Annotated in this window: 16 protein-coding genes and 1 other annotated feature; of the genes, 3 read left to right on the top strand and 13 right to left on the bottom strand. The window is 40.3% G+C overall.

Features of this window, described 5'->3' with window-relative positions; translation table 11 throughout:
• Positions 1-26: 26 nt before the first annotated feature.
• From pheA to AC1F25_RS03230, 10 genes are all read right to left on the bottom strand, one after another.
• Positions 27-851, bottom strand: coding sequence for a prephenate dehydratase (gene pheA, locus AC1F25_RS03275; RefSeq protein WP_325829868.1), 825 nt, complete (start codon positions 849-851; stop codon positions 27-29).
• On the bottom strand, positions 848-1,357 hold the full coding sequence (locus AC1F25_RS03270; protein WP_002292022.1) for a shikimate kinase: 510 nt from the start codon (positions 1,355-1,357) through the stop codon (positions 848-850). Before AC1F25_RS03270 ends, pheA begins: the two co-directional genes overlap by 4 nt.
• Entirely contained in the window at positions 1,350-2,645 is a 1,296-nt protein-coding gene (gene aroA / locus AC1F25_RS03265) for a 3-phosphoshikimate 1-carboxyvinyltransferase (RefSeq protein ID WP_479994247.1), read from the bottom strand. Before aroA ends, AC1F25_RS03270 begins: the two co-directional genes overlap by 8 nt.
• A 12-nt stretch (positions 2,646-2,657) precedes the next feature.
• Positions 2,658-3,749 carry a prephenate dehydrogenase gene (locus AC1F25_RS03260; protein ID WP_002292024.1) on the bottom strand — a complete coding sequence of 364 codons (1,092 nt, stop codon included), beginning with the start codon at positions 3,747-3,749 and terminating at the stop codon, positions 2,658-2,660.
• Between the two features lie 16 nt (positions 3,750-3,765).
• Complete coding sequence (gene aroC, locus AC1F25_RS03255; protein ID WP_119364962.1) at positions 3,766-4,932, bottom strand: chorismate synthase; 1,167 nt, start codon at positions 4,930-4,932, stop codon at positions 3,766-3,768.
• Between the two features lies 1 nt (position 4,933).
• Positions 4,934-5,998, bottom strand: a complete 1,065-nt coding sequence (aroB, locus tag AC1F25_RS03250; RefSeq protein ID WP_025477235.1) for a 3-dehydroquinate synthase — start codon at positions 5,996-5,998, stop codon at positions 4,934-4,936.
• 32 nt (positions 5,999-6,030) lie between these two features.
• Positions 6,031-7,053: a 3-deoxy-7-phosphoheptulonate synthase gene (aroF, locus tag AC1F25_RS03245; RefSeq protein WP_002292027.1), complete on the bottom strand. Its 1,023-nt coding sequence runs from the start codon at positions 7,051-7,053 to the stop codon at positions 6,031-6,033.
• Between the two features lie 658 nt (positions 7,054-7,711).
• Positions 7,712-8,686, bottom strand: a complete 975-nt coding sequence (locus AC1F25_RS03240; protein ID WP_002306525.1) for a beta-galactosidase small subunit — start codon at positions 8,684-8,686, stop codon at positions 7,712-7,714.
• Positions 8,667-10,550, bottom strand: a complete 1,884-nt coding sequence (locus AC1F25_RS03235) for a glycoside hydrolase family 2 TIM barrel-domain containing protein (RefSeq protein WP_479994246.1) — start codon at positions 10,548-10,550, stop codon at positions 8,667-8,669. The genes AC1F25_RS03240 and AC1F25_RS03235 overlap by 20 nt, the downstream gene beginning before the upstream one ends.
• 17 nt (positions 10,551-10,567) lie before the next feature.
• Positions 10,568-12,793, bottom strand: coding sequence for an alpha-galactosidase (locus tag AC1F25_RS03230; RefSeq protein ID WP_002292032.1), 2,226 nt, complete (start codon positions 12,791-12,793; stop codon positions 10,568-10,570).
• 113 nt (positions 12,794-12,906) lie between these two features.
• Between AC1F25_RS03230 and AC1F25_RS03225 the strand changes: the two genes are divergently transcribed.
• Entirely contained in the window at positions 12,907-13,941 is a 1,035-nt protein-coding gene (locus AC1F25_RS03225; protein WP_002314861.1) for a LacI family DNA-binding transcriptional regulator, read from the top strand.
• A gap of 66 nt (positions 13,942-14,007) precedes the next feature.
• Here AC1F25_RS03225 and AC1F25_RS03220 read toward each other — a convergent pair whose 3' ends face one another.
• On the bottom strand, positions 14,008-15,018 hold the full coding sequence (locus AC1F25_RS03220) for an alpha/beta hydrolase (protein WP_002334737.1): 1,011 nt from the start codon (positions 15,016-15,018) through the stop codon (positions 14,008-14,010).
• A gap of 77 nt (positions 15,019-15,095) precedes the next feature.
• Positions 15,096-16,232: a 5-methyltetrahydropteroyltriglutamate--homocysteine S-methyltransferase gene (locus AC1F25_RS03215; RefSeq protein ID WP_119364956.1), complete on the bottom strand. Its 1,137-nt coding sequence runs from the start codon at positions 16,230-16,232 to the stop codon at positions 15,096-15,098.
• A 92-nt stretch (positions 16,233-16,324) separates the two neighbouring features.
• Positions 16,325-16,556 (bottom strand) — a binding site (T-box leader).
• A 145-nt stretch (positions 16,557-16,701) separates the two neighbouring features.
• On the opposite strand from AC1F25_RS03215, the gene AC1F25_RS03210 reads away from it, so the two are divergent.
• On the top strand, positions 16,702-17,661 hold the full coding sequence (locus AC1F25_RS03210; protein ID WP_002336308.1) for an IS30 family transposase: 960 nt from the start codon (positions 16,702-16,704) through the stop codon (positions 17,659-17,661).
• Between the two features lie 84 nt (positions 17,662-17,745).
• On the opposite strand, the gene AC1F25_RS03205 is transcribed toward AC1F25_RS03210, so the two are convergent.
• Positions 17,746-18,507 carry a MerR family transcriptional regulator gene (locus AC1F25_RS03205; RefSeq protein WP_002309028.1) on the bottom strand — a complete coding sequence of 254 codons (762 nt, stop codon included), beginning with the start codon at positions 18,505-18,507 and terminating at the stop codon, positions 17,746-17,748.
• Positions 18,508-18,605: 98 nt separating this feature from the next.
• Between AC1F25_RS03205 and AC1F25_RS03200 the strand changes: the two genes are divergently transcribed.
• Positions 18,606-20,327: an ABC transporter ATP-binding protein gene (locus tag AC1F25_RS03200; RefSeq protein WP_479994245.1), complete on the top strand. Its 1,722-nt coding sequence runs from the start codon at positions 18,606-18,608 to the stop codon at positions 20,325-20,327.
• Positions 20,328-20,339: the final 12 nt, after the last annotated feature.

Below are 20,339 nucleotides of genomic sequence, written 5' to 3'. Positions count from 1 at the left end.
AGTATTCTTGACTTTCATCTACGCGTCTATTCTACTGTCAATACTGGATAACAGCCCAATATTTGACTTTTTCCTCCGAGCATCTTGATTTCTTGGAGCGCATTCTCTACTAATGCCATTGGGCGGTCCAATAACAAATCGATTACGAAAAAATATTCTCCCAAGCTAGTTTTCAATGGTCGGGATTCAATCTTACTTAAGTTGATCTCCCGCCAGCCAAAAGCTGCCAGCATTTTATGAAGCATCCCTGGCCGATTAGCAGGCAGTGTCAAGATGACACTCATCTTTACTGGAACTGGCTGCTGGCTGGTCATCTTTCGGTCACCGACGATCCAAAAACGTGTCTGGTTCAACTCATTATCTTGGATATTCATAGCTAAGATCTCCAATCCAACATGCTGTGCTGTTTCTAATGAAGCAATCGCTGCTGCGTCTTCTTTCGGATGTTCTGCTACATACATTGCTGCAGCAGTTGTTGATTCTGTTGCTACTAAAGGAACATTAGGATAATGCGTTTCTAAAAACTGTTGTGATTGTGCTAGTGCTTGGGGATGAGAAAGGATTTTTGTAATCTTTGTTGCTGCATTGCCTAAAAGCTGCTGCTTGATAGGAAGAACGATTTCACTTTTAACTTCGACTTCTGGATGTTTGGAAAGAAGATCGATTGTGTGATGAACAGATCCTTCCAATGAATTCTCTACAGGAACGACAGCCAGATCCACCTGTTTGCGAAACAAAGCGCGCAAACAAGCAGGAATCGAAGCATACGCAGTCAATTGTTCTGTAGGAAATAGCTGGCAAGCCGCCTGATAAGTGAACGAACTTTCTGGCCCTAGATAGCTGACATTCATATGCTTTTGATCCTCTCTATAATGGTATCGATGATCTTTTCTGGTGTTTCATTGGTCGTGTTGATTCGAAGTGTCGCGCTCTCTTCATACCAGGAAAGTCGTTGTGCCAATAAGGCTTTTATTTCTTCTCTTGTTTTTCCAAGAGCTAACGGTCGAATAGACGTTTTATCTTGTTGGATACGATCGATTAGACAATCTGCTTCTGCCTCTAAGTAAAGAACAATTGGCTGTGTTTGTAAAAATTGCCGATTGGCAGCACATTGGACGATTCCTCCACCAGTCGCGATAATTTTATCTTCATTTGACAGCTTTCTTAAAACCTTTGACTCCACTTTTCGAAAGCTGTTTTCACCGTAATAGTGAAAATATTCGGCAATCGACAATTGGATATGTTCCTCAATCTTTGTATCTAAATCTACATACTCTTTTTGTAAACGTTGAGCTAACCCTTTACCGATCGTTGTTTTTCCAGCGCCCATGAAACCAATCAGCAAAATGCTAGCCATGAGCTTCTCCTCCTGACACAAGTTCTGCTAAATCATCGAAAAATGCCGGATAAGAGATTGAAACGGCTTCGGCTCCTTCTAGTTCGCAAGGTCCATCAGCTATCAAAGCAGCAACTTGCAGCATCATCCCGATTCGATGATCGCCTCTGCTAGAAACTTTTGCGCCATGCAGAGGTGTTGGTCCATGGATGATCAAACCATCTGCTGTTGCTTTTATCTTTGCTCCCATTTTTTGCAATTCTTCTGCCACCGCATCAATTCTGTTGGTTTCTTTTACTTTTAATTCTTCTGCGTCTTTAATGATCGTGATTCCTTCTGCTTGAGTAGCCACTAAAGCTAGAATTGGCAGTTCATCAATCAGACGCGGAATGATTTCTCCACCAATCGTCGCTTTCTTCAAATGACTCGTCTTGACACTTAAATCAGCCGATTGGTTCTGTTTATTGTGATTCGTCTGGGTAATCGCTGCGCCCATCTCCTCCAACACATCTAAGATACCTGTCCTTGTTGGATTGACCCCGACATTTTTTAACAACAGCTGGCTTTCCGGAACAAGAAGTCCTGCTGCTAGAAAGAAAGCAGCTGATGAAATATCACTTGGAACAGTGATCTGCTGACCGGTTAATTTTTGCGGTCCTGTCACCATGATTGTTTTATCTTCCACTGTGATCCTTCCACCAAATTGACGAATCATTTCTTCCGTATGGTTACGGGAACGTTCTTTCTCAACGATTACGGATGTACCTTCTGCTTGTAGTGCCGCAAACAGCAAAGCAGATTTGACCTGTGCACTAGCTACAGGCATATTGTATCGGATAGGTGATAAAGAGTGGGTTCCTGTCACAGTGATTGGTAAACACTGGTCATTTTCATTTCCTTGCAAGTCAGCACCCATCTCGCGTAAAGGCTCCATTACTCGCCCCATTGGACGTTTAGACAATGAAGCGTCACCGAACAGAGTCGTTGTAAAAGGCTGACCAGCCAAAATACCCATCAATAAACGACTCGTCGTACCGGAGTTTCCCATGTCGATGGGTTCAGTTGGTGGGACAAAGGAGTGGCTACCGCGACCATGAATCTTGATCACCTCTTCCTCTTCTTCGATTTCGACGCCTAATTGTTGGAAGGCATGTAAAGTACTCAGACAATCTTCTGCGCGCAAAAAATTTTGTATAGTCGTCGTTCCCTCAGCAATTGCTCCAAACATGATGCTGCGATGAGAAATCGATTTATCTGCTGGTATCCTAACAGTCCCTCTTAATCCATGTATTTGTTGTAATAATCGCATTTATCCAGCCTCCTATTTGATCCAGCAATGATAACTGGTATTAGACATAATGGTTCTTTTTGCTTGTAACAAATCCTGTTGATTTTTGAAACTGATTTGCAGTATCCCTAAAATATCTTCTCGCGTCTCTTGGATCTTCAAATTAATCAAAGAAACTCCCGCTTTTCCGATCAGTCCAGTTACTTCTGCAATAACGCCAGGCTCATCTGGCACATCGATAAATAAATCAAAAAAGGCAGGGATCGCGCCTTGCTTATGGATAGGCAACTGGTCTCGACTTTCTTTTGCCCGATTGAAAAAAGAAAAGATTTCCGATTGGTTCTCAGTCATGATCCATTCTGCTATTTGTGTCATTTCTTGCTGCCAATCTGCCAATCGTTCCAATAATATCTGCTTATTGCTCAACAAAATATCTGTCCACATGACAGGATCCGAGGAAGCGATCCTAGTGATATCTCGAAAGCCTCCTGCTGCTAGTTGTTTGGCTCGCGGATATTCTTGATTGAATTGTTCTGCCTGATTGACTAAACCAGCTGCCAGAATATGTGGAAAATGACTTAGCATTCCTGTTATACGGTCATGTTCTCCTGCTGTAAGAGTCACATATTTTGCTTTGGTTCCGCAAAATAGTTCTTGCAGTTTTTCAACATCTTTTTTCGTCTTTTCCAAAGGTGTAAAGATGTAATAGGCATTTTCAAATAGTTTAGCATCTGCTGCCTGTATACCTGATTTGTGAGAACCAGCCATTGGATGTCCACCGACAAACCGAAGATTTTTCTGCTCAGCGGATGTCACGACTTGCTGCTTCGTACTGCTGACATCCGTAATGATGACGTGATCAGACAAGTTGATTCTTTCAAGGACATCAAGATAAGCTAAGGTTGTACGGACGGGAACGGCTAATAAGATAACGTCTGCTTGTTCTGCACCTGTTTCAAAATCATTTGCAACGTAATCAACGATCTGCTGTTCTACTGCTTGCTCACGGGTTTTTGACTGACTATCCCAACCAACTACTATCAGTTCTGGATTGGTCTGACGAATACAAAGTGCCATAGAAGCACCAATCAGTCCAAGCCCCACGATAAAAACATGTTGTGCCATCTTATTTGCCCCCTTTTTAGTAATGTTTCAAGTAGTCACGGTACTCCTTCACTGCAGCTTTCAACTCAACAAGCGAATCACTTGGGAATTTTGACAATAGCTCTGTCGCTACCACAGTGGCTATAACATTTTCCGCAACGACACTAGCTGCAGGAACTGCTGTACTATCCGAACGTTCTACACTTGCTTTGTAAGGTTCTTTTGTATCGATATCAACACTTTGAAGTGGCTTGTACAATGTAGGGATGGGTTTCATGACCCCGCGGATAATAAGTGGTTCGCCATTGGTCATTCCGCCTTCGAAGCCGCCTAGATTATTGCTACGTCGGAAGTAGCCTCGTTCTTCTTCCCATAAGATCTCATCCATCACTTCTGATCCTGGTAATGATCCAGCAGTGAATCCGACCCCAAATTCTACTCCTTTAAAGGCATTGATACTAACCACAGCTTGCGCGATTTTGGCATCTAGCTTCGTGTCCCATTGTACATAGCTTCCTAATCCAGCTGGAACGCCTCCAACGAGCACTTCTACAATTCCTCCGATCGTGTCTCCATTTTTCTTTGTCTGATCGATCAGTTCTTTTATTCTTTGCTCGACTGCTGAATCAACAACCCGTACTTCAGATGCTTCAGAAATTTCTTTGATTTCTTGAATGGAGATATTTCCAGGTATTTCTGCTTGGATTCCACCAAGACAAATCACGTGTCCGGCTACGATGATGTCAAGTTCTTCCAGAATTTTCTTGGCAATTGCGCCGATTGCTACACGCATGGTCGTCTCTCTTGCAGAGGACCGTTCAAGCACATTCCGAAGATCTCGATGATGGTATTTCATACCGCCTACCAAATCCGCGTGTCCTGGACGCGGACGTGCAACTCGCCGCAGTGATCGGTCTTTTTCAGGTACTTCTGCTACAGACATGACAGTTGTCCAATTTTTCCAATCTTTATTTTCTACCACTAAAGTGACAGGTGAACCAATTGTTTTGCCGTGACGGATGCCAGACGTGATCCGAACACGGTCTTTTTCGATCTTCATCCTTCCTCCTCTGCCGTAACCAGTTTGTCTGCGAGCGAGTTCGTAATTGATTTCTTCTTCTGATAGAGGTAACCCTGCTGGTAGTCCTTCAATAATCGCTGTTAATTCTGGTCCATGGGATTCTCCCGCAGTCATATAACGCATCTTACAGTCCTCCTAAGTAATCTTTGAATGTCTCTGTAGGAACAGGTACGATTTTTGCTTGCCCAATCTTTTCTAGCAAGATGATATTCAATTGGCTTCCTCTTGCTTTCTTATCATGGGTTATCGCGTGGAATAATTCCTCTGAATGACTTAGATCGTAAGTAATCGGCAGGTGGAATTTTTGGAGTATCCTTTCTAATGCAGCTGTCGATCCAGTTGGAGACAAGCCGATTTTTTCTGCATGAGAAGTGATGGCTACCATTCCAATAGCTACTCCTTCTCCATGACTGACTACCCCATATCCTGCTGTATTTTCAATTGCATGGCCAATTGTGTGACCAAAATTTAAAATAAGTCGATTTCCTTGGTCAAAGACATCTTCTTCCACTACTTTTCGCTTGATTTTCAACGTAGCAGTGATGATTGGAACAGCATGCTCTAAAAGATCTTTTTCGTCTTTCAGCTCATTCAGCTGTTGCCAAAGCATTGCATCTGCTATAGCTGCTGATTTGATGATTTCAGCGATCCCTTCTCGTAAACGACGTACCGGCAAAGTCTTTAGAACCTCAGGATCAATCAATACGCCAGCTGGCTGGCTAAATGTTCCGACAAGGTTCTTCGCTTTGTTTGTATTGACTGCTGTCTTCCCACCGATACTAGAATCTACTTGTGCAAGTAGCGTAGTCGGAAGTTGAACAAAATGGATCCCACGCATGAACGTTGAGGCCACGAATGCGGCTAGATCACCCACCATTCCTCCACCAAGTGCAAGTATTCCATCGCTGCGGGTAAAATCATTATCTGCCAAAAAATCGTATAACTCAGCTGCTTGTTCCAAAGATTTACTGGTCTCACCCGCCGGTACGATTGAAAGGACTGGTTCAAAATCAGCTTGTCTCAATTGGAACATGATTTTTTCCGCATACAGTGGAGCAACGTTGGTATCAGTGATTACAGCTACTTTTTGAGGCTTCCAAATCGTTTGAAGCCATGATCCAGCCTGTTCTAGTGCACCTTCTTCAATATGAATATCGTATTTCTGGTTATCAACATGTATAGTAAGCATTCGCTTCACTTCTTTCTTTTAAAAAGCTGGCATTAATCGAGTGTTTGGATCTTTTCCATTGCTTCTTTCATGATCGCCACTTCTTTCATCATGCGTGAGTAAGTCTTTTCATTCAACGATTGGGGACCGTCTGACCAAGCATTTGCAGGATCAGGATGAATCTCTACGATCATGCCATCTGCTCCGCTTGCCACACCCGCACGGGCCATTGGTGGTACAAGATCCCAAATACCTGTACCATGACTTGGATCAACGATCACAGGGAAATGAGTTAATTTTTTCATCAATGGGACAGCACTTAAATCAAACGTATTACGTGTAGCTGTCTCGTAAGTCCGAATCCCACGTTCGATAAAAATGACAGGAGATTTGTCTTCGACTGCAATGTATTCTGCAGCATTAAGCCATTCATTGATCGTACCAGAAATCCCACGTTTCAATCCAACAGGTTTACCTGTTTTGCCGACAGCAGATAGCAGTTTGAAATTTTGCATATTACGTGCGCCAATCTGTAGGATATCGCTGTACTCAGCCACCATGTCGATATGTCCTTCATCCATCACTTCAGTAATCACTTTCATTCCAAATTCATCAGCCGCTTGACGGATGTATTTCAATCCTTCTTCTTCTAAACCTTGGAAAGCATATGGAGAAGTACGTGGTTTGAAGGCACCACCTCGCAGAATTTTTGCGCCCCCGGCTTTAGCCATCCGCGCACATTCTCTGATTTGGTCTAATCCTTCGATAGAACAAGGACCAGCCATCGTCACAAAACTGCCGTCACCGATTTTTACTCCGTCTACATCCACGACTGTATTGCCAGGATGGAATTCTCGAGAAGTCAATTTGTATGTGTTCAAAATACGCACAGCATTTTCTACTCCTTCGTAGCGTGTAAATGCTCCTTCTTGTAAACTTCGCGTATCACCTTTTAGTCCAATCACTACTCGTTCTGTTCCTTGATCGATTGAGACTTTGAATCCTTCTTTTTCGATATGATCGACGACTTTTTTTACTTGTTCTTCCGTTGCTTCTTTTTTCATAATTACTATCATTGTTTTTCCCGCTTTCTTTTGTTTACTTATCTATCTTGGCTGATTTTCTCTACTTTTTCAAGTTGGTTTTACATAAATTCCTACTAAACGACCGTGTCCTATTGTTCTCATTTTCGCTCCTTCTTTCCTACTTATGAACCGGATAATCAACAAAAAAAGATGTCCCTGTAGGAAATTGCCTCTACAGTGAACATCTTCAACGAGCCTTAAAAAGCGCTGCAAAAATATAAAATAGCCACTATAGATGAATTTCTCTACGTGGCTGTAAGTCGTGTTTAAAAATCTTTAGCCATCATAGATACAAACTTGGTTTGTTTGTACCCACGAAGTCATGAATACAAACCTATCTAAAATAGCTAAAGTAATACGTATTCAGTTTTGTAAGTTTTCTAGATTTCATAAAAAATCGCTCCAAACTGATGTAAGAATTGTACCTAGTATAGACATAAAAAAATCGACTGTCAATCATTTTTGTGAAACTTTTTTTAATTTTCTGATAGTTAACTTTATTTTTCAGAAAAACAACAATTGGTTTCATTGAAGAAAATAGTCATGAACAAAAGATTCTGAGAACTTTTTTGCTCGCTTGTTCATGACGTATAGAATAAAGCAGCTTTGTCTTGTAAACTCTGTTTTTCAAATAATAATCTAAAGATCGCTACTGGATAATAAAGCTGATTTCATGGTCCTCTTCGCCGCTGATGCGATAAGGTGACTCAACATCCGCTCCCCAGCTATTGATACCCCCGACTCCTCTTACTTTTGCAAAAATCGTAAGAACCGTTCGTCTTTCTGGCGGTAGTTCTTCTATATGTGTCGCCTGTTCCAGTTCTTCTGCTTTGAATGGTAAAGCGGAAAAAGCAAATGGCGTATCCTGCTGTTCAAATCGCAACGAAAAGTCTTCTTGATCTTTGTCCGTATTATCCAATGTTTGATTTCTTGTCAGTTCTAGCCATTTCGTTTCCATATGCATACCGCATTCTTGGGGAACAAGATATGGAGGGATAGGGAGTCCTTCCACTTTATAAATACCTTCGATACCACCAGCCAGCCGATCCGGATATGTTTCCCCTGATAAACCCTCATACTCAAAGAATTTTGCTTTTGTTGGCATAATGAACCTTATACCCAATGCTGGTAATTCCGGCAACCCTTTTTGTCCAACATAATGCATTTTAACAAGCATTTTACCCTCTCCAGCGATTTGGTAGGAAATTGTCACTTGTGTTTTTGGTACTGTGTTGATTTCCAGTGTAAAAATGATTTCAACTGTTCCAGCGTATTCATTACTTGAATATTGATTATTTACTGGGGCAATCGGCAAATCGATCTTTTTATTGTCCACCAGTACTTCTATTTCTTTGACTTTTGGATACAATCCGGCTCCTAACCACATACCAGATTTAAATCCAAATCCGCTACCTCTGTCATTATCGGTCGTTGCCCGCCAAAAAACTGGAAGTGTTTCCCGGTATAGCCATTCTTTTCCGTTTTTATTGAGCGATTCTAGTCCGCCTCTTGTATAAGAAAAAATATAATGCGTATTCCCCGATTTGACACCTAATGTACAGTCGCCGAAGACGATTGCAACTTTTTCTGTCTCCATATGACTTTTATTTACTGTATTTTTCATAATAATATCTTACCTCCTGCATGGCGGGTTTTTCTTGTCCATCTGCAAAAACGATTCCATTCCCTGAGAATTCATAGTCACTTGGTTTATCGTCAAAGTCACCGCCATAGCGCATCACTTCTCTACCAGTGATTGGATCAGTCACTTGGATCGCCTGATCTTTAAAATCCCATATATAGCCTCCTTGGTACATTTCATAACGATCAAGCAACGTCATGTAAGAATCCATTCCACCTAACGAATTCCCCATGTCATGCATGTATTCACATAAGATGAACGGTTTTTCCGCTTTATTTTCAAGGTAGTCAACGATCTCTTCTGGTGGCGCATACATGCAGCTTTTTACATCTGAAATCGAATCTTCGAATGCTGGATTTGGAAAATTCCCTTCATAATGAACAAGTCGATCCGGGTCTACTTTTTTGAAGTAATCGTTCATTTGTCGAATGTTTTCTTCCGCATAGGATTCATTTCCAAGAGACCAAAAAAGAATGCTTGGATGGTTCTTTAATGTTTCGAAATTCGTTTTTGCCCGATCAAGAACAGCAGATTGCCACTGAGGTACTGCACCTGGCACATTGTAAGAAGGCTCAAATGCACCCATTTTTTGCCATGAGCCATGGGATTCGAGGTTCGTTTCCGCCATCACGTGGATACCTGCTTGGTCGCATAAATAATACCAAGTGATCTGGTTGGGGTAATGAGATGTCCGTACGCCGTTGATCTTTGCATTTTTTATGATAGCCAAATCTTTTTCCATATCTTCTATAGTGATGGCGCGTCCTTTTCTTGGATGCCACTCATGTCGATTTACCCCGTTGATGATCATTCGTTTTCCATTGAAGTATATGATTTTATCTTTGATTTCGATTTTACGAAAACCGAAGGAATAGTCAATATATTCCGTTACTCTTTTTTCTTCGTCTATCGTCTCCAATTCAAGCTTATATAAATTGGGCTGAAAATGCCCCCACAATGCCACGTTTTCAAATCCATCGATCCGAATCGTCATTTGTTCTTTTAACGGATATTGCTGTTGATAGATTTCCTTCCCCTCAGGATCTAGTATCGCTACATTCAGCTGACTGTTTTTGGCTACTTGCTCAAAAGACAAATCTACTTCAAGTTTACCATTTTGACATTTGTCATCTAAGCGAGGTTTGATCCAAAGATCTTCTAAATGGTTTTGTCCTCGAGCAACTAAGAAGACCTCTCTGAAGATCCCAAAAAATCGGAAAAAGTCCTGATCTTCCAAGAATGCAGCTGTACTTCTTTTGTAAACCTCCACAGCTAGAATATTTTCTTCTTCCAAATAAGGTGTTAAATCAAATTCAGACGGAGTGAACGAATCTTCGGCATAGCCGATAAAATGACCATTCAACCAAAGGAACATTGCTTGTTCTACACCAGTAAAATGTATCGAGATTTGTTTTCCCTTTAGACCTTCTTCTAATCGAAAAGTCGTCAAATAGGACCCCACCGGATTGTCTTTAGCAGCTGAAAATATCCCTTCCGCCTCTTTCTCAGGGCTTGTCGTGAAAGGGGGACGGCGAAATACATGTCCCTCCCACGGATACATCGTATTGATGTAATGGATCTTGTCATAATTTGCTAATTCAATATGACTAGGAACAGTGATTTCATCAAAAGAACAGGCATCAAAATCTTTTTTATAAAATGTTTTTGGACGTACCGAAGGATTTGGCGAATAACAAAAACGCCATGTTCCATTTAAAGACTGTTTAAGGGATGATGTGGTTTCTACTTCTTCCCTTGTTGCATAGCAAACATGATCACTATGCGCATTTGATTGGTTCACTCTAAAAACTTGTGGATCATCTAACCATTTTATATTTGCTTTCATACTTTTTTCCTTCTCTCTCATAACTTTTTGAAATGAAGCAGCTCTGTTTGGAAATCACCTTGAAAATCAGGGAAGTAAAGTCCGACTGTCATCAATTCGGCCCCCGAAAATAGCCGCTTCGAGGTCTGTTCCTGATAAAGTGCCTCATCATCTAACCCCAACAGATATACTTCATGGAACGCTGGTTGAGCTGAAGCTAGTATCCTCCCTAAAAACACAATAGCTTCATCTTGTTTAGGAGACACAAACATCCATGCGACAATATTTTCTTCAAAAGGACTCGCCAAACGATAATAATGGCCGTACTGGATCACGGGACGAATCGTTTGATAGGATATAATTTGTTCTTTGACTTGCTTTTTTTCTTCAGGAGACAGCTTTGTCAAATCCAGTTCATAACCAAAAACAGCGCTCATAGCTGTTTCTCCTCTTGTTTTCAACGAAGTAGATCTGCCAGTCTGATGATTTGGTACAGCTGATACATGAGCCGTGATGGACGAAATCGGATAAGCAAGACTTGTTCCATATTGGATTTTCATACGCTCCACTGCATCCGTGTTATCACTTGTCCATGACTGCGGCATATAATAAATAAAACCAGCATCAAACCGCCCACCTCCACCAGAACAGCCTTCCCATAAGATTTCCGGATAATCAGCTGTCAAATGTTCGAGTAGTTCATAAAGCCCAAGCATATAACGATGCGCTACTTCTCCTTGTCTAAGTGGGTCAAGGGTAATCGAATAGATATCTGAAAGCGAACGATTCATATCCCATTTGATGTAGTCAAGAGGAATCGTGTCTAAAATCTTTCTCATTTGTTTCTCAATCGTCTGCCGAACATCTAACCTTGTAAAATCCAGTACATGTTGTGATCTGGAAGCAGAAGGCATTCTACCTGGCACCTGCATAAGAAAATCAGGATGTGTTCGATACAGTTCAGAATCAATGGAGATCATTTCTGGTTCAAACCATAAACCAAATTTCAATCCTTTGCTATGAGCATAATCTGCTATTTCACGTAATCCATTTGTCAACTTGCCTTTATACTCGAACCAGTCTCCTAATGAAGAATTGTCCGCATCTCTTTTTCCAAACCAGCCATCATCTAATACGAACATTTCGATGCCTAGCTCCTTTGCTTCATCAATGATCGCCTTGATTTTTTCACTATTGAAGTCAAAGTAAGTGGCTTCCCAGTTATTGACAAGAATCGGCCGTTCAGCAAATTGATGACGACCTCTTGCGATTCTTTCACGTAGCAACTCATGGTGGATCTGACTCATTTTGTTCAATCCCTGACTTGAGTAAGAAAGGATCATTTCAGGTGTTTGAAAAGACTGATTTGCATTCAATTCCCACGAAAAACAATGGCTGTTGATCCCACCGACGACTCTCAATTGATTGATCTGATCTTTTTCAAGTTCGAAAGAATGGTTGCCGGAATAAACAAATTGAAGTCCAATCGCTTCTCCAGTATTTTCTGTCGTATGATGATGAACTAAAGCAATAAAGTTATTCATATGGTGACTGCTCGTTCCTCGACGGCTTTCAAATACTTTTGTTCCAGATAAAAGAGATTGCCGTGAGATCTGTCTTTCATTGACATGTGCTCCTGGCAAAGCAATGACTTCATCAAATCGCCTAGTATGGGCAAAATCTAACTGGAAACTAGCTGCTTTTTCTAGTTTGATTGTTTCTCTAGTTTCATTTCTTATCTTTACAGATCGTGTGATCACTGCTCTATCACTAAATATGGTATAGAACAAATCGAAATAAATCGCTGTTTCTCTATCCTTAAGTGAAATCACCAACGTTTGTGCCTCTGACTTGTCTAGCACATAAGTTTGAGGCAAGCCTTCGATGTCTGGCTTCCCATCTGTAATATAATGACTATCATATCTCAGATCCAGTAAGTCTGACCCATTCTTGCGCTGAATGATCGATGCGGGCGTTCGAAAGTCCATGCTGCCATGAGAAGAGTATTCTTGTGGTAGTGTATCTTTCGACAGAGACCGGTCAGGATTTAAGGGAATATTTCCTGAAAATCCACGATCTCTTCGGGGATAATTTTTATTGTCTTTGTACTGCTTGACTGGTTTGCCAAAATAAATATGCGCCAATACATTGCTCTCTTCTATCTTTATCAGATAAGAAAGAAATGTATTTCGTAAATGGAATACTCGGCTCTTTTCATCAAATAAGATGAAATTTTTTTCTGTTTTTTTATGCGTAATATCCATCATTTCACTCCCACTAAAACGGAAACCGTTTACTTTTTTTATAATTCCTGTATACTGTTTACTAAACAATTTTGTCAATAGAAATTTTTTGTTTTTTTGAGGAGTGTGTAAAAATGGTTGGAATTAGAGATGTCGCACGAAAGGCAAATGTCTCTCCTGCTACAGTTTCCCGCGTGTTGAATAACGATCAGACGATCCATGTGGCTCAGGCTACTCGGCAACGAATAGTAGAGGCAGCAGCTGCGTTGGATTATGATATCAGTACTCGAAAATATATCAAAAAGAGAATGCCTTCGATTGGTGTGATCTCTACGATCGGCAAAGCGAGCGAAGAACATGATATCTATTACAAACATTTGCGAGTAGGGATGGAAGAAGAAGCTCGACGTCTGCATTTAGGGATGAATCGAATCTATAATCTATCTGATAATCCTAAACAATGGGAAGATCTAGATCAGTTAGGTGCGGTGATCGTTGTTGGGACCGTTACGAAAGAATCGATTACCGCCTTATTAAAACAAAACATGCAAATAGTCGTCGTGGATAACCCTGACATCCAGCAAGAGGTCGATATGGTTTATGCAGATCTTGAACGGATGACTAAAACCGTACTGGAATTGTTCTTAGAAAATGGCCATAAAAGAATAGCCTATATCGGGGGGTATAAAGTCGATATGGATGAACTGGGTGGGAAGCAGATTTCTATAAACGAAAAGAGAATGCGTGCCTATCAGCATTTTATGATCGATCATCACTTAGAAAAATATATGTCTTATCGTCTAGGTGGCTGGACAGAAAAACAAGGTGAGGGACTTGCGACTGATCTATTAGAAAATGAATCCCCTCTTCCTACTGCCATTCTTGTCGGGAGCGATCCAATGGCAATCGGTGTCTATCGGGCATTGAAACAAAAAAATATCCAAATTGGAGAAGAGATTGTTGTAGCAAGCTTTGATAATATCGAGACAATCGCAAACCTCTCCCCTGGCTTGACCAGTGTCCAAATCAATGCGAAATCAATTGGGCAAGCAGCTGTTCGAATGGCATTGGAGCGAATTGACGGAATACGGGACGAACCAATCATTTTGACTTATCCTGCACGATTGATTGTTCGGGAAAGTTTTATCCCAAGAACAAAAAGGTATTAAAAGAGAGGTTGTAAAAAGCCGCTTCGTTTCTTCATACTCAAAACTAAACGGCTTTTTCACAACCTCTTACTTATACTTATTCACAAAATCCAATGTCTGCTGGTAACAATTTTGCGATTCTTTTAGCGTGTAATCAAATTGGTATTCATGGGTAATCTCTTTTTTTGTATCTGTATAAAACAAGGATTGCACGGGTACCTTTAATTCTGTCAACCGATTTTCTAATGCTTGACCTTGCTCTTGGAAGGAGTAAGCATTTCCGTCAGTTATATACGTTGGCGGAAATTCCTTAGAAACATGGTCAGCCACACTAGCTTCTTTCAGTTGCTCGCTCGTTTTCCAATCTTTTGTTCCAATCAACGACCATGCAACGGTTTTGACGAAGAACTTCATAAATCGATCATCCGAATGTTGCTGTGCTGTTAGCTTTAAATCAACGGGTCCACAATAAGAAATGGTTCCTTTCAAACTATCTTTTGGAAGTACCTGTTTGATTTTCATCTGTTTGGCATACGCTTCATTTGTTTGTAGAGCTGCATATTGCAAAGCGATTTGTGCACCTGCACTATCGCCGCCAAAAAATAGTTGTTCCATGTCTAGCAGTTTGTCGTCGCCTTCAGCTAATAAATCTTTGACCAGCTCATTCACTTGAAGAACTTGATTAGGGTATTCTGAATCAGGCGCTAATTCATAATTCATCGCAACCACTGCGATGTTGGCATCTGATACTAATTTTGTCGCAAATTCCTTGACACCTGATTTATCTCCGCCGACGAACCCTCCACCATGTACCCAAAACAGAACAGGAACAGGTCCCTTGCTGTTTTTTGGATAGTAGATATCATACGTATTCTCTTTATAGTTGGACTCGTACGTCATATCTGTTTTTTTCGCCACGTTTTTTTCTGCTTGATTGAACGTTTTCTGATCGGTGATTTGAACAGTATTTGAAAACATATGGTTGATCAAGAATGCTCCGGGTCTGGGGGAAAGCTGGAAGGCAAGAAAGATTGCAAACGCGATCCCAAGAATGATTCCGAAGAACCATCCGATAAATTTAAGAATTTTCTTTTTCATAAGTCTCCCTCAGAAATTAATATTAAGCATTCTGATTATACCATAGTGTTCTTTCCTAGCAAGCTCTCCTGCATGATTTAATTGTTCCCCCAAACTTCTTCTGCAATGCTTTTGACAAAAGCAATCTTTTCCCATTGTTCTTCTTCAGACAAAATATTTCCTTCTTCTGTTGAAGCAAATCCGCATTGAGGACTTAAGCACAAACGATCCAAAGGCAGATATCGTGTCGCTTCGTAGATCCGGTCAATCACTTGCTGGCGCTCTTCCAGTTCACCACTTTTCGTTGTGATCAAGCCTAGTACAACTAATTTATCTTCGGAAACTTTCGCTAAAGGTGCAAAACTCCCAGCACGTTCACTATCGTATTCTAAATAATGGGCACGGACATTTTCTTGAGTAAATAATGGATCTGCTACGTCGTCATAGCCCCCCGATGCTGCCCAAGTAGAATGATAATTCCCGCGACAGACATGTGTATTGAGTGTTAAATCATCCGGCTGGTCAGCTAAGACTGCATTGTTGATCGTTAAATAAAGATTTGCTAGTTCCCGACGAACTTCTTTTTCATCTTTTCCCTCATCCATCGCAAACCCTTTAGGAAGTGGTGCAACTAATACTCCCCATGTACAATCATCTAGCTGGATCGTCCGCGCACCTGCTTCATATAAGTCGTCGATCACTTGACGATAAGCTGCGATGATATCTTTGATCAATGTTTGATTGTCTTCATAGACTTTTCGAACATGGGGTAATATATCCGGACGAAGTAGTTCCACTAAAATTTGAGCTGGAGCAGGAATTGTCTGTTTCACTTCGATGCCTTGACTTGTATGTGCCTGAGTGAATTTAAAATGTTCGACGAAAGGGTGGTTCGTACCAGAAATTTTCCCCGTCACAATCACTGTACCAGGACGTGTCTCTTCTCCATGAAAGAAATAGCCATGTTCAGGCACATAAAATTCCACGCCATTCAACCCATAAAAGAAGTCCAAGTGCCACCAGCTGCGACGGAACTCTCCATCAGTAACAGCTTTCAAACCAGCTCCTTCTTGTTTTTTTATCAATTCGATGATTGTTTCATCTTCTACTTTTCGAAGTTCTTCTTGTGTGATTTCCCCATCAGTAAAACGAGTCCTTGCCTCTTTCAATTTTTCAGGACGTAAAAAGCTCCCAACGATGTCATAGCGAAATGGTGATGTTGTTCGAATTGTCATAAAAAATCTCCTCCAATAATCATGTTTTAACAAAGCGTAAGAAGCTTTTCAAAAAAAGAAAAAAGTACCCGCCTCTTTTGCCGTTGAACGACAAAAGGGACGAATACTTCGTGTTACCACCCTTATTTGCATTATTCTCACAAATAATGCCTCATCGGTACAGATTGTATACCCGGCGTGTTATCGGTCGCTTTACCGTTTAGATTGCGTGAACAATCCAAAAAACTCAGAGCTCATCTTCACTGACCAAACAATCCTTGCTCTCACCTACCAAGGTCTCTGTACTTATTTCCGATCAGCTACTCTTCTCTTCAACGCTTCATTATTTGCTAATTAATATCCCACTTTCGTTTCATTTTGTCAATCTTTTTTCAATCGCCGATTGTAAAATTAAGCTAGACAACTAAAAAAGTCATTTGTGCTACACTCAAAATAGTTCCGACCAAAGAATTATAAGGAGTGAGTACAAATGACCTATACCCATCTTACAACGGATGAACTTGTAATAATAGAGTCTTATTTCAAAATTAATCAATCTGTTGCTAAAACTGCCCATTGCTTGAATCGTTCAAGACAAACGATCCATAAAGTATATCTGTTCTTCAAGCAAGGAAAATCAGCCTTAGAATATTATCAACAGTATAAGAAAAACAAATCAAACTGTGGTAGACGTCCGCTTGTTTTACCCGAGGAACAATCAGAATATATTCAAAGAAAGGTTGTTCAAGGATGGACACCCGATGTGATTGTTGGTCGTGCAGCGTTTCCTATTAGTTGTTCTGCTCGTACCATTTATCGTATGTTCAAAAAGGGGCTATTTGATTCTTCTGACTTACCGATGAAAGGCAAGCGTAAACCGAATGGACATCAAGAAAGACGTGGAAAACAAACTTTCCGCCGCTCTATTCATGAACGTGAAAAGGATTATAGCCAATTCTCAAATGAGTTTGGTCACCTTGAAGGTGACACTATCGTAGGTCTGAAACATAAAAGTGCTGTAATTACCTTAGTTGAACGATTATCAAAAGTTATCATCACATTGAAACCGTGTGGTAGACAAGCGATTGATATTGAAAAAAAATTAAATCAATGGTTTGAATCTGTACCGAAAAACCTATTCAAATCCATCACTTTTGATTGTGGAAAGGAATTTTCAAATTGGAAACAGATCAGTAATGTCAATGATATTGCCATTTATTTCGCTGATCCAGGAACGCCGTCTCAAAGAGGCCTAAACGAGAATTCTAACGGATTGTTACGTAGAGATGGTTTATTGAAATCTATGGATTTCAATTCAGTAGATGAATTTTTTATTCAATCTGTCGCATCTAAGCGAAATAATATTCCTAGAAAATCACTGGATTATCGAACACCTTTGGAAGTATTTTTGAGTTACGTAAGTATTGATGATCTGTCTAACTTAATTTGACAATTAAGAAATAAAAAAAATCGAGCGATTTCTCTCTCATTTCATTTTCATCCATTCAATCCACTTATCCTAAATATTTCTTTCCTATTTTTTCATTTCCATCCATGCATGATAATATTCAATTCTGATATTGTTTTCGTCCGTATTGGTCAATAGATATTGTCCGATCACTTCTCCTGTTTCCCACCCTTTTTCATGCATTGTTTCTCTGACTTCTAAGATATTATTACGTTCCGCATGGTTCATCTCAGATTTCAATAAAAACCGGCGATAAATAGTCGTATCTTTTTTCTTCCAAATCACATCTTGGGAAAATAAATGTATGTCACTGGGGTCGATAAAAAAGCCGTACATCGTTTGCGAACTGGAAGCTGGCATACTCATCATTCCAAAACTCGAATAGTTTGGTAGAAATTGTTTTATTTCCACAATATCTTCAAATTCCGTTGAGATCATACAGTCAAAAGGGATCTCTTCTATAGGAAATTCTTCCTCGTTTGTATCGATCATCAATTTTAACTGTTTTTTTCGCGCCCTTATCTCTTTCTGTTTTTGTTTCATTATCAATAGTTCTTTATGGATTCTTTTTTCTGTTTCATCAAGTGTCTCATATAACTCCGTCAACGTTTTACCATATAAATTCTTCATCTGCTTGATCGGTATATCTAATTTTCTATAAAAAACGATATCATAAAGCATAAAAATATCATCGATATCAAACAAGCGGTAATCATTCTCTTCCTGTCTGCTTGACCGGATCAGTCCCTGTTCATCCCAATAGCGAATCGTTGATTTTGGCAAATCAAACAGTTCCGATACTTGGCCGATCGTGTACATTTTTTTCATTTTTTCTCACCTCTTTTCCAGTTTATTCTTTTTTCTATTGACCTTCAAGCTACTTGAAGGTATAGAATCGAAAAGTATCAGGAAAAAGGAGGAATAATATGACTATCTTAAAAAAATTCTTACAGCAAAACAAAGGACTCGCTCTCCTTACCTTTGTGATGATCTGTTTACAAATCGCCGGTACATTAGGTGTACCAAGATTAGTAGCCAAACTAATCGACACAGGTATAGCAAGTGGCGAAGCCTCTGTTATCAAGAAAATCGGCGTTGAAATGCTACTTGTAGCATTTCTAGGAACGATTGCTGCAGTTGCCTCTAGTTACTTTTCAGCATTGGCATCCGCTCGGTTTGGTTTCCAGACACGGGAGAAATATTTCCGTAAATTCCAACAACTGTCAATGAAGGATATCAGCCGTTTCAGTTCTGGATCTCTTTTGACAAGAATGACGAATGATGTCGATAATGTCCAGCAAATGATTGTTTTATTTTGCCAAATGATTTTACCAGCACCAGTTATTTGCTTTTTCACCATCCTCATGATGTTTCGTTATTCTCTATTGCTTACATGGGTTACATTATTCTCTGTTGTTTTTTACGTATGGATCGTTTACCGACTGATGAAACGAGGAACGCCTTTATCTTTGAGTATCCAACCAAAAATGGATCGGATCACCATCACATTGAGAGAATTCTTTACGGGGATCAATATGATCCGTGCCTTTGATAATCAATCGTATGAAGAAAAGCGAACGAATCAGACCTTTGCAGATTATGCTAGTCAAATGATCAAAGTGAACCGAATCTTTGCTTGGGTCACTCCAATTGCTTTTTTACTCATGGGAATCGTTTATGCTTCTATTTTGTGGTTTGGCGGAAATCTTGTGGCAGACGGGACGTTACAGATCGGGGTCGTGACCGCGGTAGTGGAATACTCTATGCTGACACTTGCTTATTTGATGATTGCAGCCATGGTACTGGTCATTATCCCTAAATCATTCGCCTCTTTACGACGGATAGAAGAAATACTCGAAGCAGAGATCGAAATTAAAGAAGAGACGATCCAAACAGTTGCTAAACCATCCTTTGATCAGACAAATGCAGCTACTTTTGAACATGTCACATTCAAATATACTGAAACTTCTGATCCAGTTCTAGAAGATATTGATTTTACAATACCTAAAGGAAAAACAACGGCGATCGTTGGTGGGACCGGATCTGGAAAAAGTAGTTTAGCAAAATTTCTCTTGAGACTAAGTGATCCTACGGTAGGAAAAGTGACCCTTGGTGGTATTCCTCTTACTCAAATGACGCAGGAACAGATCCGCTCCCACATCAGTTATGTCCCTCAAAAAGCCTTCTTATTCAGCGGTACGATCTTAAGCAACTTGCAGATGGGAAATGAACATGCTTCACCAGAAGAATTGGCTAAAGCGATCGAGGTCGCCCAATTAGAAGAACTAGTGGACACTCTTCCTAATGAATTAGATAGCTTTGTTGCTCAAGGTGGTTCTAATTACTCTGGCGGACAGAAACAGCGGATATGCATTGCTCGAGCATTGATCAAACCAGCAGAAATCTATGTATTCGATGATAGTTTTTCCGCTTTAGATTATAAGACAGACGCAGCATTAAGGGCAGCACTCCATAAACACATGTCGGAGAAAACTCTCGTGATTGTTGCTCAACGGCTCAGTACGATCCAACAAGCAGATAACATCATTGTTTTAGATGAAGGAAAAATCGTAGGACAAGGTACTCATGAAGAACTATTGTCTAATTGTCAAACATATCAAGAGTTTGCCAAATCACAAGGAATATAGAAAGAAGGGATT

The sequence above is a fragment of the Enterococcus sp. M-BR2 genome (genome assembly GCF_056612775.1).
This window is presented reverse-complemented; position numbering and strand designations above follow the sequence as displayed.